Source organism: Collimonas sp. GW821-FHT07E08 (genome assembly GCF_059418905.1).
The window spans coordinates 88,852-101,239 of sequence record NZ_JBWKQR010000002.1; the positions used below are offsets into that span (position 1 = coordinate 88,852).

Sequence of the window (12,388 nt, forward strand, 5' to 3'; positions counted from 1 at the left end):
CTTCAATCAGATTAACGTCAAACAATGCCGGGAAGGTCCTTATGCTCTCTGTAAACGAATTAATAGACCGCATTAGCGAATTCGACGGAAAGCCTGTCGAAGTAGCTGGGCTTCTGGTCTTCGAATTCGAGAACACATCTCTCGAGCATTTTCCAAAGGCGGAACGCCGTGAAATTACCGATGATATTGAGCCGCCGTACTATCAATCAGGCGTATGGTTGGCCTTTGGAAGCGGAAGCATTCAGCCAAATGAAAGGGCACTCTCGCGATGGGCTGGTAAGCGTGTACGAGTGTCTGGAGTTGTACGAGGACCTAATGGACCTGGCGGCTGCGGACATTTCAGTGGCTGGCGATGCGAGATTGAGCCATACACCATCGAGCGCATGTAAGATAACGGCCACCAGACTATCCGTTGAGACGCCGTCCGCTTTGGGACGGCCGCTGCCGGCCAAATGCGGTCGTTCCAATCTTGTGATGGTGGATTAAGGAGAATGAATGTACAAAGTATATGCGGGTCCTAATCTCGTCGGATTCTCGGCCCTGGAGGCAGGCGATGCTCCGATGGGAGTGGCATTTGGAAATTTTCAGCCTACAGCAGAATATGATCGTATTAGGGATGTATGTCAGAAAATTCATTCGGACCAAAGTGACATTCAACTTTCAGTCACAACAGCTGATGGCGCAGTAATTCCTGCGATCGGAGTTAGCATCCTTGACTATTCGATTTCGCTAGGAGAGCCAGAGATAGAAATCAATTTGCTTGGCGTTGAGGCTAAGTTGTACGAATCGCTGTTTCCTCATCATGTGCAATCATACAAGCAGCTCTAAAATGAAAATCCTACAAACTCCAGTCAATGGGCTGAAGTAATGCTGTTTCGATTTGATCGTCCGTAATCGGCCAGAACCTGCCAGTCGAGAGTCTGCTCCAAAGCTGACATTGGTGTCGCTGATATTGGAAAACTTCCGCGTAAAATTAACATTTTTCGTTGCATTACTGAGGTGTAGATGTACCGTATTATTAAATTCATTGGCTGGTATATCGCACTCTCAGTTGCAGCAATATTGGGAATGCTAGTTCTTGCATTTCCTGACTATCCGAATACGCAATCTGGCTGGCTGTGGTTTTTTGTTTTGGCACTGCCTGTAACACTTGTCGGTGACTTGATAGGGGAATTCACTTTTAGAAATCGCGTAGCGCAAGCCATTTTAGAAAAATCACAAGGCAAGGCGTTCTCGTTACTGCGCATCCTATACGGACTTATTGCGATGCTAATATTGTTCGGCATAGTTTGGACGCTTGCGATGCATTTCGGCGTGAATAAAGTGTGATTTTTTACTTCCTTAATTAGTCCGCACCCGGCCAAAAGGGGACGCGAATAAATGAAGAAACTAATTTTTCAAGCGCCGCTACGCGGAGAGGGGCGCTATGTACGTCAGAACGGTGGGTTGCATCGTTATGGTCATGTCGTGCTGCTTCTCGAACATGCACTGACGGGCTTATCGTTCTCGTGGGAAGTCTCTGAGAAACAGATTCCTGCAATATTCAAGGAAGCGATATATAGAGGAGTGAGATGTTCGTTTTGGCCAGGAGAAAAATTTGAAAATTATATTCCCGATGGTTTGCTGGTCCGTATAGTGGACGGCTCATCACACGAAAATGACTCAAACGAAGGAAGCTTCGAAATTGCATCCGCCCTAGCAATTTCAATGGCGCTAGCATCGGAAGATGTGGGGCCGATAACAGTCGCCTCTTGATGTCCGCCTCCGGCCGAGGCTGTGTGAAAACGCAAAAGACATGAATTTTCGTGGGTAGAGTGACCATTGCCGATATCGAGAAAATCGCGTAGCGGTCGTTTTGAGAGGCCGATTTTTACGTGAGCCGAATTTTTCTGCGTTTTCACACAGCCTCGGCCAAAACCGGACTGCCATTACTCGCCTCCAAAGCGGTCGCTCCTTGCAACCTAGGTTAAATTGATGTCTTGCGATATAAAAAATTAGGAATTCTCCCTTATGCTCATTCCGGTCAACCTACGCAAGATTACTCCACACAAGGATTGGAACCACCGTACACCGTTCCCTCCGTTAGGTTTCTTACTATTTTTTGAATGCGAGTTGGGGAACGGAGACACGTTTGGCTTATATTGGCCTATAGGGCGCGAAGACTACGAACCACTTGTTGTTGAAACCTGGCATGACTCATGGCAAATACAGCCCACTTATTCCAGTCTCGACTCATTTCTCACTGCAGCTCAATCCTCCCCGGATGAATATCCCGAGCCTCCATCACTGTCAGAAGACCCCAGGTCTCCAAGGACTTGCTTACAAGCGGCAAAGGAAAGCATCAAAAACCAAGATATAGAAACGTCCATTCAGCATCTTGAAACGGCTTTGGTAATGCTGCCAGAGTACACAGATGCGTTGTCCCTTCTGTGGCAACAATATGTTCGTATTGGTCGCATTGAAGAGGCCGTTTGCATTTCAATACGCGCAATTATTTCCCCACCATCGTTTGGTGAACGGCCATTAAAAGCACTGCGCTGGCTCTGTTCTCAACAGTCATCGGTCCCATCAATTGAAAGTGACCCAATTTGGCTTGCTAGGAACCAGCTCAAATTGGTTTTTGGTGGCAAAAAAGAAAATGCCGATTTTCCTGTTTTACTGAACGCAATTAACGGTTATTTGGCTCAATCACAATTTCTGCGAGCTTCAACCTTAATGCAAACCTACGCAGAGTTAATGTCTGCAGAAACCGTATCCTTTCAAGAGCGTTACGAATTCAACCTTGAAAAATTCATCGCATGGCAAATTGAAGTTAGTTCAAAACACATTCCCGGAACACGGAATGCCCAGTTCTAATATTCAGTTGACCGGCTCAAAGGCCAGAAGCAGACATCCACGAAAAGAAAAAGGCCCGCATTTGCTGGCTTTTTTTGATACAGTTCGCGATGTCCGCAATTGGCTAAGAGTGGAAAGCCATAGACGAACATAAGTCCCCGTCTCTCAATTCATAATGTTTATAACTAATCAGAAAAGGAAATATTGTGGGCCCGACACTCATCAGTTTCTTACCGATGTTTATCATGCAGTTGATTTATGCAGTCTTTGTTGGACAAATAGCGGCACGAACAAATAAGAACGTCCCTGTTTATGTCGTAGTCACTCTGATTCCTATTGTTGGTATGTTCTTCTTGATCTATGTGTTCTGGTCGACCATATTGTCGCTCCTTGACTCAGTAAATCAGTTAAAGCAGTCATTGACCAGCAAGATTGAAGGAACATGAACGAAACGGACATCCGAAGAAGTGCAAAGCCCGCAAGATGCGGGCTTTTTGCTGTTTCGAGAAAATGGTTAGATACACTTCGATAGCAAAGTTTGCTATGAGTGCAATTTCTTTGAAATCGAACAGTTAACTCCCGCTTTCGGCCAGATCCGGTCATTCGCTCAGCCGAGAAAAACGATGTTATAGGAGAAACTTTCTAGTGATAAGATGTATCGCTCGATGACATCGTCGAAAGCCGTCCCCATTGGAAAATTCATGGTCCTCTTCAGAAACATCGTCCTAGTATTTGCAGTCACTGGATCAAGCGGCTATGGCCATGCTTTCGCTGGTTGCGCTGACGGCCCCCCGGCTAGCGCACAAAATTTTATCCGATCTCACAAGGTATTCCACTTCAATGGTGAGCCACCCTCACGCGTCCAAGATGAACTCGCCGTATGGAAAACAACGGCGGGAACTAGCTGTTTTCTCTTGAATACTCTTGGACCGAACCATCATGAATGCAATGTATTAAAAGAAGCCTCGACGATTCGAGCAAACGAAACCGAATTTAAAGAAGATAGCTGCACGCTGACTTTTCAAACAAAAGGAAATATCGTTAAGCTCATTGCATCTCATGGTTGGGAGCGCATGGGGCGAGGTGGAACATGTTCGCAAAACTATTGTGGCATGTACGGAGAAATTGAATCTGGCACTTTTCGAGAAAAGAAGTAGCTGAATCAGGATTTAAACGTCATGAAAAACCAAGATGAAGCCACCGAATTAACTATTGAGCTTGCAAAAAATCTTATCGCGGCAATGCAAGCTACGTATTCCTCGTGGCTCAGAGCCTTCGTAAGATTTCGTATGGTCGACGAAGACAACTGGGGATGTAATGGGTCGTATGAAACGCCGGACGGAGTTTTCCTTCTTGGTGCGCTCAAACATAAGCAATTTTATGACGGTGTAAATGAGCTGGGGCCACGATTACGCGACGCGACTTCAAATGGTGGAAATAAGTTCTGCGTGTTCTTACTGACCGTTGACAGTAAATTCAATTTCAATATTGATTACGAATACAACGAACCGGAGCGTTGGAAAATTTCGAAATTGGATGGTGCGAACGGACTTCCGCTAGGGCTCTAGTGGTATAGGTCGCAATCGCTCGCCAATGCCTGTTATCGGCCAGGAGCGGACCTAGCGTAAGCGTCACCACTAGGCCATATTTGAGAGTAACCATGGACCAAGACCCTAAACCATACTTAGCTATGAAGCATAGCGGAGCTACAGCGCATGAGGTATATCGTAAAGCCCGCGAAGCCGGCTTTAAACGGCATGAGTGCTTAAGTTTGATAATGGGGGTGTTCGACCTTGAGCTCGCAAATGCTCGCGAAATTGGACATGAAATCTATTGCCACGAGCAGAGCTTGTTGAGTACACCAAAGCGACAGTATGCAAACGTTGATTGATAGTGGTGGAAAGGTGATGGACTATCAGGATGGCAGAAGAAATGCCAACTACTATTTTTTAACGCTGGATGCGGCTTCTTTTAATGAACCAATGCGGAAAAAATATACAGATAAATTATTGGATATGGGATGGAGAAAAATAAATCAAAGTGACACTGCTGAAATAATGTTTTGCAAAGATGGCGCTCAGGCATCAATTGCGAATTCTGGTGGGACTGTGTTTGGGGTAAAGGCAGTGCATATTGACATGGTCTACACAGGGCAAACCATCAAAGAATGCCAACAAGCCGAACGTAAAAAAAATTGAGAGGGTAGCTATTGGCGCATATCGGCCAATAGCTGCCGTCCAGGCACCGTATGGTTATTCATCCAGAACGATTAAAGGATTAGAGATAGGACTTTCACCTGACCAGTTTTTATCGGTCAGAAACAGAAATTCAGAGATGTTCAGTCGGAATAAAAGAGAAATTCGACCGCCTATTGGGGAGTTTAGAGTTTTGGCAGCATGGCTAGATACTCAAGGAGTAGTGTGTGATTGAACAGGTCGTCCAGATGTTGACTCGAATCCAAACACGGTGGAATTTGGATGAAGTGTTGGCGGAGCTTCCGGGTCGAGGTTTGAAGCTTGTGCAGAGTGCAGGTAAGCGACGTACATTTCAAGATGAGAAGCAGCGGAAATACAGCTTCTATTTCCGCGAAGATGGTTTCATAAGATTTGTTGAAGCTACCTTTGATGTGTATTTCAATGCTGACTCGTTGTCGGAACCAGCTTACCGGCACTTGATCGGCGAGTATGATCGCCGTTTTGAGGAGGCGTTGGGTAAGGTCATTGCGGCGCTGGGGACCGGTAAGGATTACTCGTTAAGCGCGAATGATGGGTTTCCGCACGAAAGAGATGCTATCCGGCTCACTCTCTGGACTCTGCCAGATGCTGACTTGATGCTCGAATTGAAACACGAAGGGCGGGCAGTACCTATTCGGCTTGTATTAACGCTTGCACCGGTTGAATAGTAGCGACAGAGAGTGAAGTCGCCCCTATCGCTGGCTTATATTTGAGCGTCTGCTTTGGAGAGAATTGACCGGCCGGAATGGGTCGTTTGCTGCCTGTCGCAACACATATCAGTTGGTCATGACGTGTCTCGTAGCGAGGCGAAGATCTCGATGTGATGCAGGATGAATACAACGATTTGAATGGATTCCCGGATATTCAGCCAGGAGGCAAATTTCGGGTAATTACGGAATAGCCCTTGTTGACGGTCCGCCACTCTGTAAAATTGCTCTGTTCGCATCCCCCATTGCCAACAATTCAGCTTACGTACGCGGGTTCGATTCCCGCCACCTCCACCACCATCAAACGGTCTTAGACCATCTTAGACAACGTAAACAGTAGCGCGCTAGCGCGTTGATATTGTGTCGGGTTGTCTAAGATGGTCTCAAGATTCTCCCATTTTTCTCCCTATTTTCGCCCAAGTTTTGCAACGTAGATGGCGCATTGCCCTCTCTTCGCTGCTGACATGAGCGCCATGTCCTTGCGTCCCGCATCCAGGGATATCGATGGTAAAAGATTATTAACGTATAACAACAAATGATGTTAGGATAACTTTATTTTCCACTTGGAAAGTATGCCCACCCTCCAGAGAGGGTGGGCTGACAAGATTTTACCGACGTGGCTATCTCTCAGAGGTATCCACGTCTTTTTATGTCTGACAAAGGGATGGTGATGGCGAGAGCGGAAAATATCAATGTGATGCCTATGCTGGCGGTCGCAACGGGGCGCATTGAAGCCGCGATAAATAAACACTTGTCCTTTATTTTGCCTATATCTGTGCAGCGCCAAATCATATTGGCCTCATTGCTGGCCTATCATTCGCTGGCAGCGGCTACTTCTGTGGGGTGGGGATATTATGCGTATGGCTATAATGATTCCGACCCACAAGCTGCTTGCGAAAGAATGGCTGCATATCTTGGACGCTCAGCCTCGAAATATATTGTCGTCCCCTATAGTGCATATTGGTACGGTGGCCCTCAGTATTATGAGACCCATCGAACTTGTCTTGCCGTGTCCGGTCCTTACACTAATAATTTTTTTGGGGTTGACCTTCAGCCATCAACTGCTCCTGAAGACAAAAATGCAGGACCGCAGTGCCCGATGTCAGGCAATCCCATCAATCATGCGACAGGAAATAAAGTTCAGATAGAAACAGACTACCAAAGCCCAGTAGGCTTGACATTTACACGGACTTACAACCTGACTCCAGCAGTCAATAGCGCAGCATCGATGCCTTTTGATTTAGGTGGCAATTGGCGGCACAGCTATAAACGCGTGACGGCGCTTAGTGGCACTGGAGCCGCTGCAATGATTGTTTATCGATCCGACGGTCGGGGAATAACCTTCAATCAAAATGCTTCCGGGGCGTGGATACCTGACGCTGACAATCAGGATCAACTGATTCAATTGACAGATGGTTCTGGAAATACGATTGGCTGGCGATATCTGGCAATGGCAGATGATTCAACCGAGAACTATGACGGCACGGGACGCATTCAGTCGGCAAGAATGCGAAACGGTCAAACACAGACATTCACCTATAGTGATGCCACAACCCCGATTGCGATTGCCCCTAAACCTGGCCTCTTGATCCAAATCACGGACCAATTCAATCACCACCTTAATCTGCAATACGATAGCGCGTCCCGTATCAATAAAATGATTGATCCGGCAGGCGGTGTGTATACATATGCCTATGATGAACCTAGTTCGGTTGTTCTAGCAGGCAGTGCAATGAGCAACAACCTGACCTCGGTGACCTACCCAGATGGCAAAAAGCGCATCTATTGGTACAACGAACAGGATAAAACTGCAAATACATATATTGCAAACGCCCTAACTGGAATTACGGACGAGAACGGCGCACGTTTTGCCACATTCAGCTATAACAGCGATGGCAAAGCAATATCAACGGAACATGCTGGCGGAGTGGAAAAGTACACGATCAGTTACGGATCTCCGTATGTATCAAGCACAGTGACCGACCCACTTGGAACGCAGCGTACGCACAATCTTCAGAATGTGCTGGGTTTAGTAAGACCTGCCGGTCAATCTCAGCCTGGTGGTTCCGGCTGCGGCGCAGCATCGAATGCAGCGGGTTACGACGCGAACGGCAACGTATCGAGTCGGACGGACTTTAACGGTGTACGGACGACCTACACTTACGACCTATCCCGCAACTTCGAAACCAGCCGCACAGAAGCCGCCGGCACCGCCCAGGCCCGCACCATCAGCACCAGCTGGCACCCGAGCTACCGCCTGCCGCTGCAGGTGGCCGAGCCGCTGCGGCTAACCACGTACAGTTACGACGCCAGCGGCAACCTGCTCTCCAAGACCGAGCAGGCGACGACCGATGCTACCGGCGCCGCCGGCCTGTCGGCGACCGTCACCGGCAGCCCGCGCAGCTGGAATTACACCTACAACAGCATCGGCCAAGTCTTGAGCGCCACCGGCCCGCGCATCGATGTCGCCGACACCACCAGCTATACCTACGACAGCCAGGGCAATCTGAGCAGCGTGACCAACGCCGCCGGCCTGGTCACGACTCTGTCGAACTACGACGCCAACGGCCGGGTAGGATTGATTACCGATGCCAACGGCGCCACCACCGCATTGACCTATAGTCCCCGCGGCTGGCTTACCGGCAAGACCGTCACGGCCGGCAGCACGGTCGAGACCACCACGTATGGCTACGACGGCGTCGGCCAACTGACCCAGGTCACGCTGCCGGATACATCGACGGTCAGCTACACCTACGATCCCGCCCATCGCCTGACCAACATCGCCGACAGCCTCGGCAACACCATCGCCTACACTCTGGACAACATCGGCAACCGGATCGGCGAGCAAGTCAAAGATCCGAGCGGCGCCCTGGCCCGTCAGACCACGCGTGTGGTGGACGCCTTGAATCGATTGCAGCAAATCACGGGAGCAGTGCAATGAATGGGCATCTAGTAATCAAACAACCGGGTATCAAGACCCTGGTCAGCGCTGTGCTGTTCACGCTGGCGTATAGCCCGCTGCTGGGCAGCGTGAATGGTACGACTGCTGCGGCCCAGGCGGTGCAGAACACGACCACCAGCTACGAATACGACGCGATGGGGAACCGGACCAAGATCACCGATCCCCTGGGTCATGTCACGACCCAAGGCTACGACAGCCTGGGACGCTTGACTCAACAAACACTGCCGGTCCCGGCTACGGGCGGTGTCAGCCCCACGGTCAGCTTTAGCTACGACGGCCAGGATCAGCTCAGCTCCGTCACCGATCCGCACAACCTGGTGACCAGCTATACCGTCGATGGCCTGGGTAACCAGAGTGCGCTGTCCAGTCCCGACACCGGCAACACCAATAAAACCTATGACGCCGCCGGCAACCTGAAGACCCGCACCGACGCCAGAGGCAAGACCACCACATACAGCTACGACGCCTTGAACCGGCTAACGCAGATCAGCTATGCCAGCGGCACTCCCACGCAGTTCGAATACGACGGCGGCACCACAGGTGCACCGAACGCCAAGGGCCATTTGACCCGGATGATCGACGGTTCGGGCCAGACGACCTATTCCTATGACGGCTTCGGTCGCCTGCTGACCAAAGTGCAGACGCTGAGCAGCGGCGCGAGCGGCACGGTCAGCTACGCCTACGGCACGAGCGGCAACACCACCGGCAAGCTGATCAGCATCACCTACCCGAGCGGCAACCGGATCAATTACAGCTACGACGCCGCAGGGAGAGTCAACAGCCTCACCCTGAACCCGACCAATACCACCGGCGGCGGCACCAATATCGGCAGCACCATCCCCTTGTTGACCCGGATCGGCTACCAAGCCTTCGGCCCGGTCAATGCCTGGACCTGGGGCAATAGCAGCAGTACCAGCACGAATACCTATGCCAGAGGGATAGATCTGGATGGAAGAGTAACCAGCTACCCATTGGGTAATGCCTTGAGCAACGGCACCAACCGCACGGTCAGCTACGATGCGACCAGCCGTATTACAGCCACCAGTCACAGCGGGACGGGCACCGGCAGCAACGCTCCGGCCAATTTCGACCAAAGCTACGGTTATGACAACCTGGATCGTCTCAACAGCCTCACCGGCAGCAGCAGTACCAATACCCAGAGTTTCCAGTACGACCAGAATGGCAACCGTACCCAAGCCACATTTGGCAGCGGCAGCTACACCAATACGGTTGCCGCGAACAGCAATCAACTGACGGCGACTACCGGACCGGCACCGGCGAAGAGCAACACCTACGATGCAGCTGGCAATCTGACCAGCGATGGCACGATCGGCTATGTCTATAGCGACCGTGGCAGACTGATCAGTGCGACGAACGCGGGAAATACTGTCACCTATTCCCACAATGGCGTTGATCAGCGAGTACAGAAGCAAGGACCGACCGGCATCGTTGCCACCGGCAGCAACAGCTATGTCTATGACGAACAGGGTCATTTGATCGGTGAGTACGATGCCAATCAACAGACAATTGAAGAGACGGTGTATCTGGGTGACTTGCCAGTGGCCGTGCTGAAACAATCAGTCACAGAGACAGGAACAAACCAGGCCACGGCAACCAATGTTTATTATGTCTATGCGGACCACATCAACACGCCACGGGTGATCACGCAGGCGACCGATAATCAGATGGTGTGGCGTTGGGATAATACCGATCCGTTTGGATTGCAACCGCCGGACGAGAATCCGAGCGCTCTGGGAACCTTCACATACAACCAGCGCTTCCCAGGGCAGTTGTATGACAAAGAGACGAATAATTTCTACAACTATCATCGCGACTATGATCCGCAGCAGGGACGTTACGTTCAATCGGATCCTATCGGACTTGGTGGTGGGATAAATACCTTCACCTATGTAAACGGGAACCCAATGATGGAGATTGACCCGCTTGGATTTTGCGGAAGAGATCCAGGTTCTTGTATGAGCGGTCCAGATAATCCTCTTAAACGCAATTCGAATTACCACGAATATGAGACTCTGACGAAAATTTGCAAACTTTCAGCAACTTGCACCCGAGACTCTGTTTTTGATGCCGTCAAGGTATTTCCGACTCCGGCCGGCCCAACGGCTGGAGGAGTAAAAAGTTGCGAAATTTCTGACATTGGAGGCAACAAAGTTATTCATTTTGTCGATCAGGAAAACTATGGGGTTTTTAATACAACTATGCCAGGGCATATGTTTGATCCTGGATACGTGTACCGCAATGTATTTGTAGACGGAGACGGCAACGTTGTTGTACGAACTTATGGAGAGGGTACCGGAGGATTTAAGGGATTTAATGAGTGGTTTGGAAAATATGGTTGGCCCGCTGTTGATACGCGAATTCAAAATCAATTCGGTAGTCAGTTCAATTTTTGAATGTGTTCTTCTTGGGGATCATAAATGGGTGGAGAATTTATTTTTCTTGCGGCTGATTTTATTGCTGGAGTGGTATTGCTCTTTCTTCTTTATCATAGTTATGTGCCATCAACGCGTCCTTATGGTTTGTCAACGTTGATTTTTTCAACGATTTTTGGAGCATGGTTTGCACGGGACGCGCAGTCAAATAACTATCTGGTTTTTTTCCTTGTAGGCTTTTTGCTAGGGGCAGTCATGTTCGGGATGCAGGCGTTGTTGATCAGATGGCTAGTAAACAGAGGGCAAGTAGCGAAATGAAAAATGTGAAAAAAGAAATACCATCGTGATCTGTTGAGTTGGCGGCAATCGAGAGTCTGCTGCGATCTGAACCCCTAGTTCAATCGCAAGGGTTCAGTCCAAAAGTGCGTTATTTTGCGTCACGTTGATGCAGTCGATTTTCTGGCGAACCCCGCGCCGTCTGGAGGGCTGGCGGTTTTGCGTACTGCGTTAAAAGCAGAGCATTTAACTTCCAACACAGGCGTGGGGGGAACTGGAAAATGAGACCTAATGTGAAAAATCATTCATTAATGAAACAACTTATAAGTTGGCGAGAAAATTTCAGTAGTTGTGAGATATTTTTTTGAAACGATGGCGATTCACTGTGTATTAATGCCGAATTGATCGTCACAGCATATGCATGCAAAACTGTCTGCGGCGCAGTTGTATGACATTGAATTAGAGGGGATTTCTTTGGATAATAATCTCGAACTGCTCAAGCACCTCTATCTAGCGTCTCTCGCAATGATTGAATCCGAACCTGATATGCCGTCGCACGATAATACCGAAGTTGCGTTCGTCGGTGCGATGAAAGATGCACGTACGGCTTTGGCGACTTCAGGTGTGCAAGTCCCTGAAATAGGCGAGTATGGCGAAGTGAATACGCCGGCCTCTCGAGCGGAACAGGAGCAGGAATTTTCCCGACTCATAGGTGAAATGGATTCGGATACGCAACTGGCCCTTGAAAAATTTATGGTTTGGTTGGCAGAACGGCAAAAAGAATCTGAGCAGCTGAGTCAAGAGCAAGTAGGAAAGATGATCGAAGAGATTAGGTTGGAGAATGTTCGTCGACGACTAGGCGGAAAAGTTGGAGAGATTCTTAAGTTTGAAAAGCTAGAGTAGTGTGATCGAGCCAAACCGCCACGAATTTGAGGAATCAACATCCTGCAATAAATCACGCCCCCAGTTGACTATCTACAA

At 49.3% G+C, this 12,388-nt stretch carries 12 protein-coding genes; all 12 read left to right on the forward strand.

What is annotated here, in order from left to right:
- The first annotated feature begins 495 nt into the window (after positions 1–495).
- The 12 genes from AC07RZ_RS02960 to AC07RZ_RS03015 all read left to right on the forward strand — a co-directional run bounded on the left by AC07RZ_RS02960 (position 496) and on the right by AC07RZ_RS03015 (position 12,310).
- On the forward strand, positions 496–828 hold the full coding sequence (locus AC07RZ_RS02960) for a hypothetical protein (protein WP_494666832.1): 333 nt from the start codon (positions 496–498) through the stop codon (positions 826–828).
- Positions 829–1,005: 177 nt separating this feature from the next.
- Positions 1,006–1,329 (forward strand): PBP1A family penicillin-binding protein, encoded by a 324-nt coding sequence (locus AC07RZ_RS02965; protein ID WP_144737937.1) that lies wholly within the window; start codon positions 1,006–1,008, stop codon positions 1,327–1,329.
- 51 nt (positions 1,330–1,380) lie between these two features.
- On the forward strand, positions 1,381–1,755 hold the full coding sequence (locus AC07RZ_RS02970) for a hypothetical protein (RefSeq protein WP_144737936.1): 375 nt from the start codon (positions 1,381–1,383) through the stop codon (positions 1,753–1,755).
- A 255-nt stretch (positions 1,756–2,010) separates the two neighbouring features.
- Entirely contained in the window at positions 2,011–2,856 is an 846-nt protein-coding gene (locus AC07RZ_RS02975; protein WP_494666833.1) for a hypothetical protein, read from the forward strand.
- Between the two features lie 680 nt (positions 2,857–3,536).
- Entirely contained in the window at positions 3,537–3,992 is a 456-nt protein-coding gene (locus tag AC07RZ_RS02980) for a hypothetical protein (protein WP_494666834.1), read from the forward strand.
- A gap of 21 nt (positions 3,993–4,013) precedes the next feature.
- Positions 4,014–4,403 carry a hypothetical protein gene (locus AC07RZ_RS02985; RefSeq protein WP_494666835.1) on the forward strand — a complete coding sequence of 130 codons (390 nt, stop codon included), beginning with the start codon at positions 4,014–4,016 and terminating at the stop codon, positions 4,401–4,403.
- Between the two features lie 306 nt (positions 4,404–4,709).
- The gene (locus AC07RZ_RS02990) at positions 4,710–5,033 is read left to right on the forward strand and encodes a hypothetical protein (RefSeq protein ID WP_494666836.1); all 324 of its coding nucleotides are present in this window, start codon (positions 4,710–4,712) and stop codon (positions 5,031–5,033) included.
- 224 nt (positions 5,034–5,257) lie between these two features.
- Positions 5,258–5,737 (forward strand): hypothetical protein, encoded by a 480-nt coding sequence (locus AC07RZ_RS02995; protein ID WP_494666837.1) that lies wholly within the window; start codon positions 5,258–5,260, stop codon positions 5,735–5,737.
- A gap of 688 nt (positions 5,738–6,425) precedes the next feature.
- Complete coding sequence (locus tag AC07RZ_RS03000) at positions 6,426–8,717, forward strand: DUF6531 domain-containing protein (RefSeq protein ID WP_494666838.1); 2,292 nt, start codon at positions 6,426–6,428, stop codon at positions 8,715–8,717.
- Positions 8,714–11,152 carry an RHS repeat-associated core domain-containing protein gene (locus tag AC07RZ_RS03005; RefSeq protein WP_494666839.1) on the forward strand — a complete coding sequence of 813 codons (2,439 nt, stop codon included), beginning with the start codon at positions 8,714–8,716 and terminating at the stop codon, positions 11,150–11,152. The genes AC07RZ_RS03000 and AC07RZ_RS03005 overlap by 4 nt, the downstream gene beginning before the upstream one ends.
- Positions 11,153–11,176: 24 nt before the next feature.
- The gene (locus AC07RZ_RS03010; RefSeq protein WP_494666840.1) at positions 11,177–11,449 is read left to right on the forward strand and encodes a hypothetical protein; all 273 of its coding nucleotides are present in this window, start codon (positions 11,177–11,179) and stop codon (positions 11,447–11,449) included.
- Positions 11,450–11,824: 375 nt separating this feature from the next.
- On the forward strand, positions 11,825–12,310 hold the full coding sequence (locus tag AC07RZ_RS03015; protein WP_494666841.1) for a hypothetical protein: 486 nt from the start codon (positions 11,825–11,827) through the stop codon (positions 12,308–12,310).
- Positions 12,311–12,388 lie beyond the last annotated feature (78 nt).

What these genes read in the sequence shown, in the direction of transcription:
- AC07RZ_RS02960 (WP_494666832.1), top strand. Translation starts at nt 496, where the DNA reads ATGTACAAAGTATATGCGGGTCCTAATCTCGTCGGATTCTCGGCCCTG.
- AC07RZ_RS02965 (WP_144737937.1), top strand. Translation starts at nt 1,006, where the DNA reads ATGTACCGTATTATTAAATTCATTGGCTGGTATATCGCACTCTCAGTT.
- AC07RZ_RS02970 (WP_144737936.1), top strand. Translation starts at nt 1,381, where the DNA reads ATGAAGAAACTAATTTTTCAAGCGCCGCTACGCGGAGAGGGGCGCTAT.
- AC07RZ_RS02975 (WP_494666833.1), top strand. Translation starts at nt 2,011, where the DNA reads ATGCTCATTCCGGTCAACCTACGCAAGATTACTCCACACAAGGATTGG.
- AC07RZ_RS02980 (WP_494666834.1), top strand. Translation starts at nt 3,537, where the DNA reads ATGGTCCTCTTCAGAAACATCGTCCTAGTATTTGCAGTCACTGGATCA.
- AC07RZ_RS02985 (WP_494666835.1), top strand. Translation starts at nt 4,014, where the DNA reads ATGAAAAACCAAGATGAAGCCACCGAATTAACTATTGAGCTTGCAAAA.
- AC07RZ_RS02990 (WP_494666836.1), top strand. Translation starts at nt 4,710, where the DNA reads ATGCAAACGTTGATTGATAGTGGTGGAAAGGTGATGGACTATCAGGAT.
- AC07RZ_RS03000 (WP_494666838.1), top strand. Translation starts at nt 6,426, where the DNA reads ATGTCTGACAAAGGGATGGTGATGGCGAGAGCGGAAAATATCAATGTG.
- AC07RZ_RS03005 (WP_494666839.1), top strand. Translation starts at nt 8,714, where the DNA reads ATGAATGGGCATCTAGTAATCAAACAACCGGGTATCAAGACCCTGGTC.
- AC07RZ_RS03010 (WP_494666840.1), top strand. Translation starts at nt 11,177, where the DNA reads ATGGGTGGAGAATTTATTTTTCTTGCGGCTGATTTTATTGCTGGAGTG.
- AC07RZ_RS03015 (WP_494666841.1), top strand. Translation starts at nt 11,825, where the DNA reads ATGCATGCAAAACTGTCTGCGGCGCAGTTGTATGACATTGAATTAGAG.